Origin of the sequence: Luteibacter sp. (genome assembly GCF_009912395.1) — a bacterium.
In the GTDB taxonomy this organism is placed as follows: Bacteria; Pseudomonadota; Gammaproteobacteria; order Xanthomonadales; family Rhodanobacteraceae; genus Luteibacter.
Map to the genome: position 1 here is coordinate 47,608 of NZ_WNDO01000024.1, position 16,502 is coordinate 64,109.

Consider the following 16,502-nt stretch of genomic DNA (forward strand, 5'->3'; position numbering starts at 1 on the left):
CACCATGTCCCGATACGCCAAGACGCCCGAAGCCCTGGCCAGGCTCACGCCGGAGCAGTTCCGCGTGACCCAGCAAAGCGGCACCGAACGGCCGTTCCATAACGAGTTCCACGACAGCAAGGCGGCCGGGTTGTATGTGGACGTGGTGTCCGGCGAGCCGTTGTTCACCTCGCTGGACAAGTTTGACAGCGGCTGCGGCTGGCCGAGCTTCACCCAACCGGTCGAGGACAGCCACGTGCAGGAGCTGCGCGACGGCAGCCACGGGATGATCCGCACCGAGGTCCGTTCGACGCATGGCGACAGCCACCTGGGTCATGTCTTCCCGGATGGCCCGCGCGATCGCGGCGGTCTGCGCTACTGCATCAACTCCGCCTCGCTGCGCTTCGTCCCCGTCGCCGACCTGGAGAAGGAAGGCTACGGCGACTACGCGAAGCTCTTCGGGGGTGCGGCATGAGCGCCCGTGCCGTCCTCGCCGGTGGTTGCTTCTGGGGCATGCAGGACCTGATCCGCAAGCAGCCGGGCGTGATCGCGACGCGCGTGGGATACACCGGTGGCGACGTGCCCAACGCGACCTACCGCAACCACGGCACCCACGCGGAGGGCATCGAGATCGAGTTCGATCCGGAGAAGGTCAGCTACCGGAAGATCCTGGAGTTCTTTTTCCAGATCCATGACCCGACCACGCGCGATCGGCAGGGCAACGACATCGGTACGAGCTATCGCAGCGCGATCTTCTACGTCAACGAGGCGCAGAAGGCCGTGGCGGAGGACACCATCGCCGATGTGGAAGCCTCCGGCCTGTGGCCGGGCACCGTGGTGACCGAGCTGGCGCCGGTCGGTCCGTTCTGGGAGGCCGAGCCGGAACACCAGGACTACCTGGAGAAGTATCCGAACGGCTACACGTGCCATTTCATCCGTCCGGACTGGGTCTTGCCGCGCCGCGGCGCCTGACCGGGAAGGCCGGCTCTGGTATAAGAGCCGGCCTCCGCTCGATGCGGCGGTGACCGGGCGGGGGCCCGGGAAGGGGAGGTCGATGCGTACAGGGGAACACCGCGCCGCGCCGGCGCGTTCGTGGATAAGGCGTTTCGCGCCCTGGCTATGGGTGGGCATCCTGCTGGCCATCGGGTTGCTGCGCGCCAGCAACCGTTACCTGGTGGGCGTGGCGAACGACCAGACGTCGCCTTTCCTGCCCAAGCTGATCGAGGAACTCACCGGGGCTTTCAGCTTCGGCGCCTTCCTGCCCGTGCTGTTCTTCGCGCTGAGGCGCATGCCGGCCACGTGGTATGCCCACCTGGGTCTGTTCGTCGGACTATCGCTGGCGCAGACCAGCCTGATGATCGGTGTCCGCTGGATCGTGTTCGGCATGCTCGACATGCCCGGCTACGCCTATCCGCCGACGGTATGGCGTTACCTGATGGAAGCGCCGACGCAGCTGTTCTTCTACGTGATGATCGCGACCGGCCTGTGGCTGGTAGACCGGTACCGTGAGGGCAAGGCGCGCGAACTGCGTTCGGCCCAGTTGGAATCGGCGTTGTCCGAGGCCCGGTTGGACGCCTTGCGCCTCCAGCTGAATCCGCATTTTCTGTTCAATACGCTCAACGCGGTGTCGGAGCTGATGTACGACCGCCCGCGCGTCGCCGACGAGATGCTTTCACGCATCGGGGAGCTGCTGCGCGCGACGCTATCGGCGACGGCGCAGGAGCATCCGCTGGCGAACGAATGGCGATTGCTTTCGCTGTATCTCGACATCCAGCGTGCGCGTTTCGGCGAGGGACTGGACGCCGTAGTGGACGGCGATGCCTCCCTCGACGACATGCGTGTGCCGTTCCTTGTGTTGCAACCGCTGGTGGAAAACGCGATTGAACATGGCGGCACGGGCGACGACCGCCGTGTGCGCATCGGGGCGAACCGGGAGGGTGGCAAGCTGATCGTGCGCATCCGTGATTTCGGCGGCGGCGAGCCACGCGCCGGACACGGCATCGGCTTGCGTAACGTGGATGCGCGACTGCGCCATCTCTATGGCGACGCGGCGGGAGTACGCCTCGATCCAGTGCCCGATGGCGGCAGCCAGGTCACGCTGTGGCTGCCGGCACACCGTTGGGAGCTGGCATGACGTTGCGCGCGCTGGTGGTCGACGACGAAGCGCCGGCTCGCGCCAAGCTGCGCCGTTATCTCGCGGAAAGCGACGGCATCGCATGGGTGGGCGAAGCAGCCGATGGCGTGGAGGCCGCAGGACTGATCCGGCGAGAGAAACCGGACGTGGTGTTCCTCGATATCAGCATGCCCGGCATGGACGGTTTCGCCTTGCTCCAGGCGCTTGGCGACCCGTTGCCCGCGGAAATCGTCTTTGTCACCGCGCACGACGATCATGCCGTACGCGCGTTCGAGGTCCACGCTTTCGATTACCTGCTCAAGCCGGTGGGACCGGAACGTTTCGAACGCCTGGTGCGACGACTCGTCGGTCGCGTGGCGCCTTCGTCCTCCGCAAGGCTGGATGGCTTGCTCGGCGGACTGCCGGCCACCACCCATTACCTCGAGCGCCTGTTGCTTCCGTCGGGCGACGCCGCCGAACTGGTGCGCGTGGAGCGGATCGATCGGATCGTGTCCGATCGCAATTACCTCCAGGTATTCGTCGAAGGCCATGCCTATCGCCTGCGGGGGACGTTGGACACGATGCTTGCCCGGCTGCACCCGTCGCATTTCGCTCGCGTGAACCGCTCGACCATCGTGCGACTGGACGCCATACGCGAGGTCCAGCCCTGGCCGGACGGCGAGCAACGCCTGTTGCTCGTCGATGGCGCCCGGGTCACCTGGACACGTCGCTACCTCGACGAGCTGCCACCCGGCATCGGCCTGCGGCCCTGAGGTATTCGTCCCACTCCGGCCGTCCTTCGTCCCCGGACAGGCCCATGGGTATCGGGCGACGGCCCAGACTGCGTCCATCCCAACGGAGGAACAGCCATGGCCCGTAGAATCCTTGTTGCGACGACTGTCGCGATCCTCGTCGGTGGCGGCGCCTGGGCGGTGTTTCGCCCGGACCAGGCCTTGCGCGTGGCCGCCGGCGTGGCGGCGCACCATGTCTGCTCGATGACCTTCGTGGGCGGCCAGGACCCGACGATGACGTTCCGCCAACTGGTCGTGCCGATGATCGGCAAGGTGGGCAGCTCGCTGCTGACGCCCAGGGTGCTTCGGGACAGGCAGCGGGTCGAGGTGGATGGTCCGTTCCGCCTGTTGGCGGCGGCCGATTTCACGCCGGGCTATGGATGTCGCCTGGACCTGCCCGGCAATCGCCCGCTGACAGCCGATGCCACCCGGCATGCGCCTCGCCATGACAGCTTCGCGCCCGACGCTGTCGTGAAGCCTGAAGGCGGCCTGGCAACGGCCATGGATCGCGTTTTCGCCGAGCGCGACGGCGAGCCGCTGAAGCAAGTGAAAGCGGTGGTCGTGGTGAAGGATGGCAAGGTGGTCGCGGAGCGTTATGCCACCGGTGTCGACGAGCGGTCTCCGCTGATCAGCTTCTCGGTCGCCAAGTCGTTCACCAATGCTTTCCTCGGCATGCTGGCGATGCGCGGGCGGTTGGACGTGACCGCGCCGCTGGACGCGCCGGAATGGCGCGGGCAGGGTGATCCGCGCGCCGTCATCACGGTCGAGAACCTCATGCGCATGAGCAGTGGGCTCGCGGCCGAAGAGGCGGAATCGGCGTTCAGCCCGGTGGCGAAGATGGAATTCCTGCACGCCGACATGGCGGGCTTCGCCGCGGCGCAACCGGCGAAAGAGGCGCCGGGTACGCGGTTCGAGTACACCTCGGCCGACACGGTGCTGCTCGACAGGATGCTGGGGGAACGTGTCGGCGGCGGGCCGGCCGGGCTGCGCGACTTCGCGCGGCACGAACTGTTCGACCGCCTTGGCATGGGCGACGTAACCATGGAAGTCGACGGGCAGGGTACGTTCGTCGGTTCGACCTACGTGTATGCGACAGCGCGCGATTATGCCCGCCTCGGGCAGTTGTACCTCGACGATGGCGTGGCGCCCGACGGCACGCGCCTGTTGCCGCAGGGCTGGGTGGCGTGGTCGCGACGCTCGACGCTCGGGGCGCCGTATGGCGCCGGATTCTGGACCAACGACGGCCCGAGCGATGTCGCGAAGGTGCGTGTCGACCGCGGCTTCCCTAAGGATGGTTTCTTCGCAAGCGGGGTTATGGGGCAGCGTATCTATGTCATCCCGTCGCAACGCCTCGTGGTGGTGCGTTTCGGCTACTCCGCACCGCCGTCCTATGGCATCGAGGACGACATCGGGCTGATTGCCGCGGCTATCGCGGCGTATCGCTGACGCATCAGGCCGTGGCGGCAGCCTCACGCAGCCCCGGCACGTCCAGCAGTTCAGGCATGCTGTCGATCACCGCCAGCGCGCCGACGCCGTGGATGTCGAGCGACTTGCGGTAGCCATAGCTCACCAGCACCACCGGCACGCCAGCATCGTTCGCGGCCAGCAGGTCGCTCTCCGAATCGCCGACCATCAGCACGCGGTCGAGCGGCACGCTAGCTTCCTGGGCCAGGTGCTTCAACGGCACGCCGCTGGGCTTGCGTTCCGGTAGGGAGTTGCCGCCGACGATCCCGTCGATGTAGGGCAGCATGCCGCGCACTTCCAGCAAGGGGCGCACGAACTCCTCGTTCTTGTTCGTGCACACGGCGAGTTTCACGCCGCGCGCGTGCAGGGTGGCCAGCGTGTCGACGACGCCGTCATAGGCGATGCCGTCCAGCGCGGTGTCACCATAGTGTTCGAGGAATCCCGGCATCACCTCGTCGATATCCACGTCGCTGCCGGCGTGGCGGAAAGCGTAGGTGATCAGCTTGCGCGAGCCCTCGCCGACCCAGCCCGTGATCTGCGCGACGTCGTAGGTGGGTAGTTTCCAGTCGTGCAGGGTGCGGTTCACGGCTTCGGCGATATCCGCCGCACTATCGACGAGCGTACCGTCGAGGTCGAAGATGACCAGGGAAAAGGGCATGGGGAAGGCTCCTTGAGGCGTATCGGTGCATTCTACCCGGCGGGCGGTGGCGCCAAGCCGTGCCGCAGCAACGCCAGCGCGTGCCGCGTGATGTCCTCGGGCGTGATGTGGCCGCGCAGCGGGTCGCCCTTCCAGCGGCGCATCGCCGTCATGGGAAACACCGTGAGGCTCAGGATGCTGGTGGTGATCAGGCAGGGATCGAGGTCGGGATTGAGTTTGCCCTCGCTTTGCCACCCACGGATCTGCTCCATCATGCGGTTGTGCTTGCTGCCGTCGATGCGGGTGCGCATGTGCTGCTTGAACAGGTCGTTCTCGCTCAGCAGGTCGCCGAAGAACACGGGGCCCACCCACGGTTGCTCGATGGACAGCTCGACGAAGCGCTCCGCCAGCATCGTGAAGGCGGCGACCGGGTCGTTCGCGTTGGCCTGGAAGATGCCTTCGATGCGCGTGCGCATCGGTCCGATGTGCTCGTCGAAGATCGCGTCGAAAAGCTGCTCTCGGGTCTTGAAGTAGTAGTGCACGGCGGCCGGCGTCATGCCGGCCTCGCGGGCGACGGCGGCCAGCGTGGTCGCGACGTAGCCTTGGCGGGCGTAGAGCTGGAGGGTGATGCCGACCAGGCGCTCGCGCTGGTCCGGGCCGTCTGGCTGGGCCGGGGGGCGGCCGGGGCGGCGCCCTCGGCGGGGAGTGGAACTGACCACGGGGTCTCCGTCGGAACGTAAACGGGGGATGGATACCACGAGAGGGCTCCCATTGACGATGCCTGGCGTTGATCCTTATATTAACTCACCACTTAATTAATTACTGGTCACCCCCCGTGTCAGCGACCTCGACGCCCTCGCTTCGCCTGCTGTTTCCCGCCCTCATGCTGCTGGCGGCGCTCGACCAGACCATCGTGTCCACGGCCTTGCCCACGATCGTGGGCGAGCTGGGCGGTTTCGACCGGCTGTCCTGGGTGGTGACGTCCTATCTGCTGACTTCCACGGTCGTCGTGCCGCTGTACGGCAAGTTCGGCGACCTTTACGGGCGCAAGGTGGTGCTCCAGTTCGCCATCGGCCTGTTCCTGCTCGGCTCCGTGCTTTGCGGCCTGGCTCAGGACATGACCCAACTGGTGCTGATGCGCGCCTTGCAGGGGCTTGGCGGCGGCGGTCTGCTAGTGATCAGCATGGCGGCGGTGGGCGACGTGATCCCTCCGGCCGATCGCGGCAAGTACCAGGGCCTGTTCGGCGCCGTTTACGGGCTGGCGACGGTGATCGGGCCGCTGATCGGCGGCTTCATGGTCGACCACCTGTCGTGGCGCTGGATCTTCTACGTGAACCTGCCGCTGGGCGTGATCTCGCTACTGGTGATTGCGGTCGCCTTCCATCCGCACGTGCGCCACGTGAAACACCGTATCGACTACTGGGGCGCAGGCTGGCTGACCCTGGCGCTGAGCTGCCTGGTGCTGTTCACCACCGAGGGCGGCAACGTGCTGCCGTGGTCGTCGGCGCAGCTGTGGTTCATCCTGGCCTTCGCCGTGGTTGGTGTTGTCGGCTTCATCTACGAGGAAGGCGTGGCGGAGGAGCCCATCATCCCGCTGCAACTGTTCCGCCATCGCACCTTCCTGCTCAGCTGCCTCATCGGCTTCTTCGTCGGTGCGGCGCTGTTCGGTTCCACGACGTTCCTGCCGCTCTACCTCCAGGTGGTGAAGGGCGTGTCGCCCACGGCCGCCGGCATGCAGCTGTTGCCGCTCATGGGCGGCGTACTGGTCAGCTCGATCACGAGCGGGCGGCTGATCAGCCGGATTGGCCGCTACCGGGTCTTTCCCATCGTCGGTACCTTCATCGCCACCGTGGCGCTGGTGCTGATGGGTACCCTGCGCGACGACATGCCCATCGCGGTGCTCTACGGCTACTCGGCCCTGTTGGGGCTTGGCCTGGGCATGGTGTTGCAGGTACTGATCCTCGCCACGCAGAACAGCGTCGAGATGAAGCTGCTTGGCGTCGCCACCTCCGGCGTGACGATGTTCCGTTCGATCGGCGGTTCGGTGGGCGTATCGGTGTTCGGGGCGATCTTCACGAACGGTCTGCAAGCGCGCACGGCGGACCTGGCCGGTTCGATGCCGATGTCGGCCCATGGTCTGGGGCCGGACGCACTGAAGAAACTGCCGCCCGCGACGCACGACGCGTACATCCATGCCTTCGGTTCGTCGCTGCATACCGTGTATCACGTCGCCGCCTGCGTCATCGCGGTCGCGTTCTGCCTTGCCTGGTGGATGCGCGACGTGCCGTTGCGCAAGGCGCCCCATGCGGCGGCGCCGGAAGCGGCGGAGGCGGGCTGAGTTTCAGGGAGGCAGCAGGCCCATGGAGCGGGCCTCGAACACGGCGGCCGTGCGAGAGCGCACGGCCAGCTTGCGATAGATCGCCTTGGTATAGCCTTCGACCGTGAAATGCGAGAGACCGGTCAGCTCGGCGATCTCGCGATTGCTGAAGCCCTGGGCGATAAGGCGTAGCACGTCGATCTCGCGGGAGGAAAGCATGCCCGCGGAGGACTCGGATTCGCGCACCGGCACCGGTTCGGTCGACAGCGTGACGGGAATGTTCATCCCCTTCAGCAGGCGGTGGGCTACGAACGGGTCGATGGGAGCGCCACCGCGACGGGCGCTGCGTAGGGCCAATGCCAGTTCGACATCGTCGCGCTCCTTCAGCAGGCATCCTCGCGCGCCGGCTCGCAGGGCCTGCACGGCTTCATCGTCACCGCCATCGACGAAGACGGCGATCACGGCGGTGTCCGGATGTCGTTGGGTGAGCCACGCCACCAACTGGCAGCCTTGCCCATGCGGCGAGCCAACTTCGACCAGGGCGAGGGAGAAGCTGCGCAGCGCAAGACAGGCCATGGCATCGCTCGCGCCATCGGCGACGTGCACCGAAGACGCCTTGTACCCGGCGTGTTGCAGCAACTGCCGCAGTCGTACCTGAGCCGATACCTGACGCTCGACGACGAGCACCTCGTCGCCTTCCGCGCATGTTTCCTGCGGCCAAATCATGATTTTCCCCCGGAACGCCCTTTCCCCAATTGTGCATTCTACGTGACGAATCTCACAGTCGCACGCGCCGGGACGGTTTTGGCATTGACATTCGTGAAAATCCTTTTGTCGACCGTGCCCAGCGACGAAGGCCTGACGCCGATCCGTTGCCCCGGATCGGACGCTTATCAAGGTGTTGCGACATGCCGTCGAAACCGGTGGCGTGGTCTTCGCGGATCGATACCGCAGTGCAGCTTGAGGGTAACGAACGCGGCGCTACACTGGGGAGATCACAGGTTCCTGGGCGTCACGGAGGCAACCTGGCGAGCTGATCCGTCATGGCTCCGGCTGTCATCGATCGCCTTGTCCGTTCCGTGCGCCCATTTTGCGGGTTAGCGTTTCGGAGACTGCACAATGAACAAGCTGGACACCGTGGCGACCGGCGTGAAAACGGTCAAGCTCCTGATCGACGGCGAATTCGTCGAATCCACCACCACGCAATGGCGCGATGTCGTCAACCCGGCCACGCAGGCCGTGCTGGCCCGCGTGCCGTTCGCGACGCCCGCCGAGGTGGACGCCGCCGTAGCCGCGGCCAAGACCGCTTTCCGCACCTGGCGCAAGACGCCCATCGGCGCGCGCGCCCGCATCTTCCTGAAGTACCAGCAGCTCATCCGCGAGAACATGGCGGAACTGGCCGCGATCCTCAGCGCCGAACAGGGCAAGACGCTGCCCGACGCCGAAGGCGACGTGTTCCGTGGTCTGGAAGTGGTGGAGCACGCGGCCGCTATCGGCAACCTGCAGCTGGGCGAGCTGGCCAACAACGTGGCCAACGGCGTTGACACCTTCACCCTGCTGCAGCCGCTCGGCGTCTGCGCGGGCATCACGCCGTTCAACTTCCCCGCCATGATCCCGCTGTGGATGTTCCCGATGGCCATCGCCACGGGCAACACCTTCGTGCTCAAGCCGTCCGAGCAGGATCCGATGGTGACCATGCGTCTCGTGGAACTGGCCATCGAGGCCGGTATTCCGAAGGGCGTGCTCAACGTCGTCCACGGTGGCGAAGAGGTGGTCAACGCCATCTGCGACCATAACGACATCAAGGCGGTGTCCTTCGTCGGCTCGACGAAGGTCGGTACGCATGTCTACAACCGTGCCTCGCTCGCGGGTAAGCGCGTGCAGTGCATGATGGGCGCGAAGAACCACGCGGTGGTGCTGCCCGACGCGAATCGCGAACAGACCCTCAACGCGCTCGTCGGCGCGGCCTTCGGTGCGGCCGGCCAGCGCTGCATGGCGGCGTCCACGGCGGTTCTCGTCGGTGAGGCGCGCGAGTGGATCCCCGACCTGGTCGCCAAGGCGAAGACGCTGCGCGTCAACGCCGGTAATGAAGCCGGCACGGATGTCGGTCCGCTGATCTCCTGCGCCGCGCGCGAGCGTGTCGAAGGCTTCATCGCCTCGGGCGTGGAGCAGGGCGCGACGCTGGACCTCGACGGCCGCAAGCCGAACGTCCCCGGCTACGAGGACGGCAACTTCGTCGGCCCCACGATCTTCTCGAACGTGAAGCCGGGCATGCGCATCTACGACGAGGAAATCTTCGGCCCCGTGCTGGTGATCCTCGGCGTCGAGTCGCTCGACGAGGCCATCGACCTGGTCAACGCCAACCCCAACGGCAACGGCACGGCGGTGTTCACGCAGTCCGGTGCCGCCGCGCGTCGCTTCCAGGAAGACATCGACGTCGGCCAGGTAGGCATCAACGTGCCGATCCCGGTGCCGGTCCCGCTGTTCTCGTTCACCGGTTCGCGTGCATCCAAGCTCGGCGACCTGGGTCCGTATGGCAAGCAGGTGGTGATGTTCTACACGCAGACCAAGACGGTGACCCAGCGCTGGTTCGACGACGACACCCTCCATGTCGGCGTGAACACCACCATCAGCCTCAAGTGACGGATGGCACCATGGATACCCACGCACACGACCTGAGCGAAACCCAGGCCGCGATCCGCGAGGCTGCCCGCGATTTCGCGCAGGCCGAGATGGCGCCGTACGCGGCGCATTGGGACGCGGAAGGCGAGTTTCCACGCGAAGCGATCCGCAAGGCCGGAGAACTCGGCTTCTGCGGCCTGTACATCGACGAGGACGCGGGTGGCTCCGGCCTGACCCGCCACGATGCGACGATCGTCTTCGAGGAACTGGCGGCGGTGGATCCGTCCACCGCCGCGTACATCAGCATCCACAACATGGCCAGCTGGATGGTCGCGACCTTCGGTACGCCGACGGTCCGCGAGCAGTGGGCCGCCGAACTCGCCCGTGGCGAGAAGCTGGCGTCCTACTGCCTTACGGAGCCGGGTGCAGGCTCGGATGCGGCGTCCCTGAAGACCCGTGCCGAGCGCGATGGCGACAGTTACGTGCTGAACGGCGCCAAGGCCTTCATCTCCGGCGCCGGCGCCACGGACATGCTCGTGGTGATGGCCCGCACGGGCGGTGAGGGAGCGCGCGGTATCAGCGCCTTCGCCGTGCCGGCGAACGCGGAAGGTGTCGGCTACGGTCGCAACGAGGAAAAACTCGGCTGGCACAGCCAGCCGACGCGTGCCGTCACCTTCGACGGCGTGCGCGTGCCGGTCGCCAACCGTCTGGGCGAGGAAGGCGAAGGCTTCCGCATCGCCATGAAGGGACTGGACGGCGGTCGCCTCAACATCGCGGCCTGCTCGCTGGGTGCGGCCCAGGGTTCGCTCGATGCGACGCGCCGCTACATGGGCGAACGCAGCCAGTTTGGCCGCAAGCTGGCCGACTTCCAGGCCTTGCAGTTCAAGCTCGCCGACATGGCGACCGACCTGGTGGCCGCCCGACAGATGGTGCACACGGCCGCGCGCAAGCTGGACGCCGGTCGTTCCGACGCTACCGTGTGGTGCGCGATGGCCAAGCGCTTCGCGACGGATGCCGGCTTCGCCATCTGCAACGACGCGTTGCAGATCCATGGCGGCTACGGCTACATCCGCGAGTACCCCGTGGAGCGACTGCTGCGCGATGCGCGCGTGCACCAGATCCTCGAGGGCACCAACGAAATCATGCGCGTGATCGTGGCGCGTCACCTGCTGAACACCGAAGAGGAATTGCGATGAGTGTCGCCGGCAAGACGTACACCGGACTGAAGCTGGAGATCGACGGGCATACCGCGATCGTCACCTTGAACAATCCGCCGGCGCACACCTGGACGCGCGACAGCCTGTCGGCCCTGCGTGACCTGGTTCGCGACCTCGACGCGGAACGCGATGTCTATGCGCTGGTCGTCACCGGCGATGGCGAGAAGTTCTTCTCGGCGGGTGCCGACCTCAAGCAGTTCGCCGATGGCGACAAGGCGCTGGCCCGTGAAGCGGCGCGTCGCTTCGGCGAAGCCTTCGAAACCCTGTCCGCCTTCCGTGGCGTGAGCATCGCCGCGATCAACGGTTATGCGATGGGCGGTGGCCTGGAATGCGCGCTGGCCTGCGACCTGCGCATCGCCGAGGAACACGCGCAGATGGCGTTGCCCGAGGCCAGCGTCGGCCTGCTGCCGTGTGCCGGCGGCACGCAGAACCTCGCGCGCCTGGTCGGCGAAGGCTGGGCCAAGCGCATGGTGCTGCTGGGCGAGCGCGTCGACGCCGCCACGGCGCTTCGCATCGGCCTGGTGGAGGAAGTGGTGCCGAAGGGCGAGGGCAGGGCAAAGGCGATCGCCTGGGCCAAGCAGGTCGAGAAGCAGAGCCCGACCAGCGTGACCGCCAGCAAGCGCCTGATCCAGTCCACCCGCAGCCAGACTCATGTAGCCTCGCTGGTGGCCGAGCGCGAAGCCTTCGTCGACCTGTTCGACAGCCAGGACCAGCGCGAAGGCGTCACCGCGTTCCTGGAGAAGCGCGCTCTGGTGTGGAAGAACGCATGAACGCGCCGGTGGACATCGAGCCATCCGTTCTCTTCGAGGAACGCACGGCGCATAACGGCAAGCGTATCGGCATCGCCACGCTCAACGCACCGAAGACCCTCAACGGCCTGTCGCTGGAGATGGCGACGCTGCTTACGGAGCGTTTCGACGCCTGGGCGGACGACGAGGATGTCGCCGTCGTGGTGTTGCAGGGTGCGGGTGAAAAAGCGCTCTGCGCGGGCGGTGACCTGCATGGCCTGTATCGCTCCATGCGTGAGTACCGCGAGGCCGGCAAGACCGACATCCGCCAGAACACTTACGCGGCCGAGTTCTTCGAGGTGGAGTATCGCCTCGACCATCGCATCCACACCTACCCGAAGCCCGTGCTCTGCTGGGGCCATGGGATCGTGATGGGTGGCGGCATCGGCCTCATGTCCGGCGCCAGCCATCGCGTGGTTACCGAGCGGTCCAAGCTGGCCTTCCCGGAAATCACCGTGGGCCTGTATCCGGACGTCGGTGGCAGCTGGCTGCTCGCTCGCCTGCCGGATCATGGCGGCCTGTTCCTTGGCCTGACCGGTGCCTTGTTGAATGCATCGGACGCCATCGCGGCGAAGCTCGCGGACTGGCAGTTGGCCGAGGCGGACCGCGAGACGGTCTACACCGAGCTGCTCTCCACGGCGTGGAAGGACGACGACGCGGTGAACGCCACGCTGCTGGCCGAACTGCTCGGTGGCCGTGCCGTAACGCCCGAGCCGGGCCCGTTCCGCCGCCACGCTGCTCACATCGCGCAGCTTTGCTCGGCGGGCGACCTCGACGCCGTCATCGCGGCCATCCATGCGGACACCAGCGACGATCCCTGGCTCAAGGCCGCCCGCGACACGCTCGTGGCCGGTTCGCCGGGTTCGGCCCGCCTGGCTTTCGAGCTTCAGCGTCGGGCGAAGGACATGTCGCTGGCCGAGGTCTTCCGCATGGAATACGGCGTGTCGCTGCATTGCGCCGCCCACGGTGATTTCGAGGAAGGCATTCGCGCCCTGCTGATCGACAAGGACCGTTCCCCACGTTGGAACCCGGCCACGCAGCACGAGGCCGATGCGCGCTGGAGCGAACGTTTCTTCACCTCCCCCTGGAACGGCGCGGACCACCCGCTCGCCGACCTGACCCCAAAGCACTCCTAAAGGACATTCGCATGAGCCATATCGCTTTCATCGGCCTGGGCAACATGGGTGGCCCGATGGCCGCCAACCTCGCCAAGGCGGGTCACCAGGTGCGCGTGTTCGACCTCGTGCCGGCCGCCGTCGCGCATGCGGTCGAAGCCGGAGCCTCCGCCGCGAAGGACGCCGTCGACGCGTTGACCGCCGCGGAGGTCGTCATCACGATGCTGCCGGCCAGCCGTCACGTCGAAGGCCTGTTCCTGGGTGACAACGGCATCCTGTCGCACATCCCGGCCGGCGCCCTGGTGATCGATTGCAGCACCATCGCACCCGCCACCGCCCGCAAGGTCGCGGACGCCGCCGCGGCGCGCGGCCTGTCGATGATCGACGCCCCCGTCTCCGGCGGCACGGCCGGTGCTGCCGCGGGCACGCTGACCTTCATCGTCGGTGGCGACGACGCCTCGTTCGAGCGTGCCAAGCCCGTGCTGTCCGCCATGGGCAAAAACCTGTTCCACGTCGGCGCGAGCGGGGCGGGGCAGGTGGCCAAGCTGTGCAACAACATGGCGCTGGGCGCCATCATGGCCGTGACCGGCGAGGCGATCGCCCTCGGCGTGGCCCATGGTCTCGACCCGAAGGTGCTGTCGCAGATGATGGCCGTGAGCACCAGCCGCAGCTGGGCGACCGAGGTCTGCAACCCGTGGCCGGGTGTGCTGGAGAACGCGCCGGCGTCGCGCGGCTATAGCGGCGGCTTCGGCAACGACCTGATGCTGAAGGACCTGGGCCTGGCGGCCGAAGCGGCGATGAGCGTGGGCGCGTCGATTCCGCTGGGCGAGTTGGCGCGCAATCTTTATGCCATGAACAGCCAGGCGGGCAATGGTAAACTGGACTTTTCCAGCGTCGTGAAGCTGGTGTCCGGAGAGAAATGAGTTCGATCGAGCGCGAGAAACTGGTTCTGCCCAACAGCGGTGACAAACTGCTGATGCACTCGTGCTGCGCGCCGTGTTCGGGGGAGGTGATGGAAGCCTTCCTCGAATCCGGCATCGATTACACCATTTTCTTCTACAACCCCAACATCCACCCGGTAAAGGAATACCTCCTGCGCAAGGACGAGAACATCCGTTTCGCGGAGAAGCACGGGGTGCCCTTCATTGACGCGGACTACGACACCGACAACTGGTTCGCCCGCGCCAAGGGCATGGAAAACGAGCCGGAGCGCGGCATCCGCTGCACGATGTGCTTCGACATGCGTTTCGAACGCACGGCGTTGTATGCCCACGAACATGGTTTTCCGGTGATCACCAGCTCGCTGGGCATCTCCCGCTGGAAGAACATGGCCCAGATCAACGACTGCGGCCACCGTGCCGCGGCACCGTACGACGGCCTGGCCTACTGGGACTACAACTGGCGCAAAAACGGTGGCAGCCAGCGCATGATCGAGATCAGCAAGCGCGAGCACTTCTACCAGCAGGAGTACTGCGGCTGCGTCTACTCGCTGCGCGACACCAACCGGCATCGCCGGGCGCAGGGCCGCGACCGCATCCATCTGGGCGTCAAGTTCTACGGCGACGACGAGGCGGATTGACGCTTTCTCCGCGCGGGATGAGAATGCGCCAGCCCATGGCGCATCCCTCGCCATGGCTTTCCTGTCCGATTCCACCGAGGCATATGGACGTTCACCCTTGCGGTGACGCCGGCCCCAGGCCGTTGTCGCCCTCTACATCGATAGCTTTCGGCGCACGCGCCGGACAGGTCACCGTAGCCAGCTAGGCACGGCCGGCCCGCTCCGCGTGGCCGCCGTTGGCGCCGCAATAAGGAGATGGGCCATGAAGGGCACCTTCGCACTGCTCGACATCGCCGGCTACGTGGCCCTGCTGCTGTGGGGCACGCATATGGTCACCAGCGGCGTGCTGCGTGGCTACGGCAGCGCGCTTCGCCGCTGGTTGGGTCGTTACCTGGCACACCGGCCGGCGGCGTTCGCCTTCGGCATCTGCCTCACCGCCGTCCTGCAGAGCAGCACCGCCACGGGCCTGATGGCCAGTTCGTTCGCCGCCAGCGGCTTCCTCGGCCTCGCGCCGGGCCTGGCCGTAATGCTCGGCGCCAATGTCGGTACGACCCTGATCGTCCAGGTCATGTCGTTCGACATCTCGATCATCGCCCCGGTGCTCGTGCTGCTGGGGTTCTCGATCCATCGGCGCAGCGACGATGCGCGCTACGAGAACCTGGGTCGTGTCGCGATCGGTCTTGGCCTCATGCTGCTTGCGCTGCACCTGCTGGTCGTGGCGCTGGCCCCGGTCGAGAACGCGCAAGCGTTGCGCGCCGTGCTTCAGGCCCTGGAGAGCGAGCCGGTGCTGGCCGTGCTGTGCTCGGCCCTGCTGACCTGGTTGTTCCACTCCAGTGTCGCCATGGTGCTGCTGGTGGGCTCGCTCGCCACGGCGGGCGTGATCGATGCCCCCGGCGCGTTGGCCCTCGTCCTCGGTGCCAACCTGGGCAGCACGTTGCCGGCGTTGATTGAGGCCCATACCCCCGTGGCGCGGCGCCTTCCCCTGGGGAACCTGCTGGTGCGTCTGGTCGGTTGCGTGGTCTGCCTGCCGTTGTTGCCGTTCATGGCCCACTGGCTGGCCCCGTTGGGCGACACGCCCGCGCGTATCGCGGTCAACTTCCATACGGCGTTCAACCTGGGCCTGGCCGTGGTCTTCCTGCTACCGGTCGAGCGGATGGCCCGCTTCCTCGTCCGCCTGCTGCCCGATCCGCCGCGCCCGGACGATCCGGGTGTGCCGCAATACCTCGACGAGAGCGCGCTCGACGCCGCCAACGTCGCCCTGGCCAACGCCGCGCGCGAATCCATGCGCATGGCGGACATGGTCGAAGGCATGCTGAAGGGCCTGGTGGAGGTCTTCGGCAAGGACGACCGCGTGCGCGCGGCGGCGATCAGCCGCGTCGATCCCTGGCTGGACCGCCTGGGCATGGCGATCCGCGAGTACCTCGCCGAACTGGGCAACGAGGCGCTCAACGAGGAGGACGGCGAACGCAGCCAAGAGATCCTCGCCTTCGTGATCAACATCGAGCACATCGGCGACATCACCGCGAACAACCTGATGGAGTTCGCGGCGAAGAAGGCCGAGCGTGGCCAGGATTTCTCGGCGGATGACATCCAGGACCTCGCCGCCATGCACGCGTTAGTGATGGAGAGCCTGCGCCTGGGCCTCACCGTGTTCCTGCGCGGCGACCTGCGTGCCGCCCAGCAACTTGTCGCTCGCAAGGAAACCTTGTGGCGTCTGGAAAACGAAGCCTCCGAGCGGCATATTCGCGGCATCCGCGAACGTCGCGACGGCAGCGGCGACGTCTACCTGCGAATCCTGCGCGACCTCAAGCGCATCCATTCGCACCTTGCCGCACTGGCCTATCTGCCGCTGGAGCGGGCAGGCCTGTTGCAGGATCGCCTGCGGGCCGAGCGAGCCTGAC

At 66.5% G+C, this 16,502-nt stretch carries 16 protein-coding genes; 13 read left to right on the forward strand and 3 right to left on the reverse strand.

All coding sequences use genetic code 11. The features are described from left to right. The first annotated feature begins 4 nt into the window (after positions 1–4). From msrB to GAK28_RS18880, 5 genes are all read left to right on the forward strand, one after another. On the forward strand, positions 5–454 hold the full coding sequence (gene msrB, locus GAK28_RS18860) for a peptide-methionine (R)-S-oxide reductase MsrB (protein ID WP_291782935.1): 450 nt from the start codon (positions 5–7) through the stop codon (positions 452–454). Next, positions 451–951: a peptide-methionine (S)-S-oxide reductase MsrA gene (gene msrA / locus GAK28_RS18865; RefSeq protein ID WP_291782938.1), complete on the forward strand. Its 501-nt coding sequence runs from the start codon at positions 451–453 to the stop codon at positions 949–951. The genes msrB and msrA overlap by 4 nt, the downstream gene beginning before the upstream one ends. Positions 952–1,033: 82 nt before the next feature. Continuing rightward, complete coding sequence (locus GAK28_RS18870) at positions 1,034–2,113, forward strand: histidine kinase (protein WP_291782941.1); 1,080 nt, start codon at positions 1,034–1,036, stop codon at positions 2,111–2,113. Further along, positions 2,110–2,865 carry a LytTR family DNA-binding domain-containing protein gene (locus GAK28_RS18875; protein ID WP_291782943.1) on the forward strand — a complete coding sequence of 252 codons (756 nt, stop codon included), beginning with the start codon at positions 2,110–2,112 and terminating at the stop codon, positions 2,863–2,865. The genes GAK28_RS18870 and GAK28_RS18875 overlap by 4 nt, the downstream gene beginning before the upstream one ends. 96 nt (positions 2,866–2,961) lie before the next feature. Next, positions 2,962–4,329, forward strand: coding sequence for a serine hydrolase (locus tag GAK28_RS18880; protein ID WP_291782945.1), 1,368 nt, complete (start codon positions 2,962–2,964; stop codon positions 4,327–4,329). 4 nt (positions 4,330–4,333) lie between these two features. Here GAK28_RS18880 and gph read toward each other — a convergent pair whose 3' ends face one another. Beyond that, positions 4,334–5,005 carry a phosphoglycolate phosphatase gene (gene gph / locus GAK28_RS18885; RefSeq protein WP_291782949.1) on the reverse strand — a complete coding sequence of 224 codons (672 nt, stop codon included), beginning with the start codon at positions 5,003–5,005 and terminating at the stop codon, positions 4,334–4,336. A gap of 32 nt (positions 5,006–5,037) precedes the next feature. Continuing rightward, entirely contained in the window at positions 5,038–5,703 is a 666-nt protein-coding gene (locus tag GAK28_RS18890; protein ID WP_291782952.1) for a TetR/AcrR family transcriptional regulator, read from the reverse strand. A gap of 116 nt (positions 5,704–5,819) precedes the next feature. On the opposite strand from GAK28_RS18890, the gene GAK28_RS18895 reads away from it, so the two are divergent. After that, a complete protein-coding gene (locus tag GAK28_RS18895; RefSeq protein WP_291782955.1) occupies positions 5,820–7,322 on the forward strand; it encodes an MDR family MFS transporter in 1,503 nt (500 codons plus the stop codon). 3 nt (positions 7,323–7,325) lie between these two features. On the opposite strand, the gene GAK28_RS18900 is transcribed toward GAK28_RS18895, so the two are convergent. Next, positions 7,326–8,027: a response regulator transcription factor gene (locus GAK28_RS18900; RefSeq protein WP_291782958.1), complete on the reverse strand. Its 702-nt coding sequence runs from the start codon at positions 8,025–8,027 to the stop codon at positions 7,326–7,328. A gap of 393 nt (positions 8,028–8,420) precedes the next feature. Between GAK28_RS18900 and GAK28_RS18905 the strand changes: the two genes are divergently transcribed. The 7 genes from GAK28_RS18905 (at position 8,421) to GAK28_RS18935 (ending at position 16,501) form a co-directional block, all read left to right on the forward strand. After that, a complete protein-coding gene (locus tag GAK28_RS18905) occupies positions 8,421–9,944 on the forward strand; it encodes a CoA-acylating methylmalonate-semialdehyde dehydrogenase (RefSeq protein WP_291782961.1) in 1,524 nt (507 codons plus the stop codon). Between the two features lie 11 nt (positions 9,945–9,955). Continuing rightward, positions 9,956–11,119: an acyl-CoA dehydrogenase family protein gene (locus GAK28_RS18910; RefSeq protein WP_291782963.1), complete on the forward strand. Its 1,164-nt coding sequence runs from the start codon at positions 9,956–9,958 to the stop codon at positions 11,117–11,119. Continuing rightward, positions 11,116–11,910, forward strand: coding sequence for an enoyl-CoA hydratase (locus tag GAK28_RS18915; RefSeq protein ID WP_291782966.1), 795 nt, complete (start codon positions 11,116–11,118; stop codon positions 11,908–11,910). Before GAK28_RS18910 ends, GAK28_RS18915 begins: the two co-directional genes overlap by 4 nt. Further along, positions 11,907–13,064 carry an enoyl-CoA hydratase/isomerase family protein gene (locus GAK28_RS18920; RefSeq protein WP_291782969.1) on the forward strand — a complete coding sequence of 386 codons (1,158 nt, stop codon included), beginning with the start codon at positions 11,907–11,909 and terminating at the stop codon, positions 13,062–13,064. Before GAK28_RS18915 ends, GAK28_RS18920 begins: the two co-directional genes overlap by 4 nt. Before the next feature lie 11 nt (positions 13,065–13,075). Further along, complete coding sequence (gene mmsB, locus GAK28_RS18925) at positions 13,076–13,966, forward strand: 3-hydroxyisobutyrate dehydrogenase (protein ID WP_291782972.1); 891 nt, start codon at positions 13,076–13,078, stop codon at positions 13,964–13,966. Then, positions 13,963–14,622 carry an epoxyqueuosine reductase QueH gene (locus tag GAK28_RS18930; protein WP_291782975.1) on the forward strand — a complete coding sequence of 220 codons (660 nt, stop codon included), beginning with the start codon at positions 13,963–13,965 and terminating at the stop codon, positions 14,620–14,622. The genes mmsB and GAK28_RS18930 overlap by 4 nt, the downstream gene beginning before the upstream one ends. Before the next feature lie 241 nt (positions 14,623–14,863). Beyond that, positions 14,864–16,501, forward strand: a complete 1,638-nt coding sequence (locus GAK28_RS18935; RefSeq protein WP_291782979.1) for a Na/Pi cotransporter family protein — start codon at positions 14,864–14,866, stop codon at positions 16,499–16,501. Position 16,502: the final 1 nt, after the last annotated feature.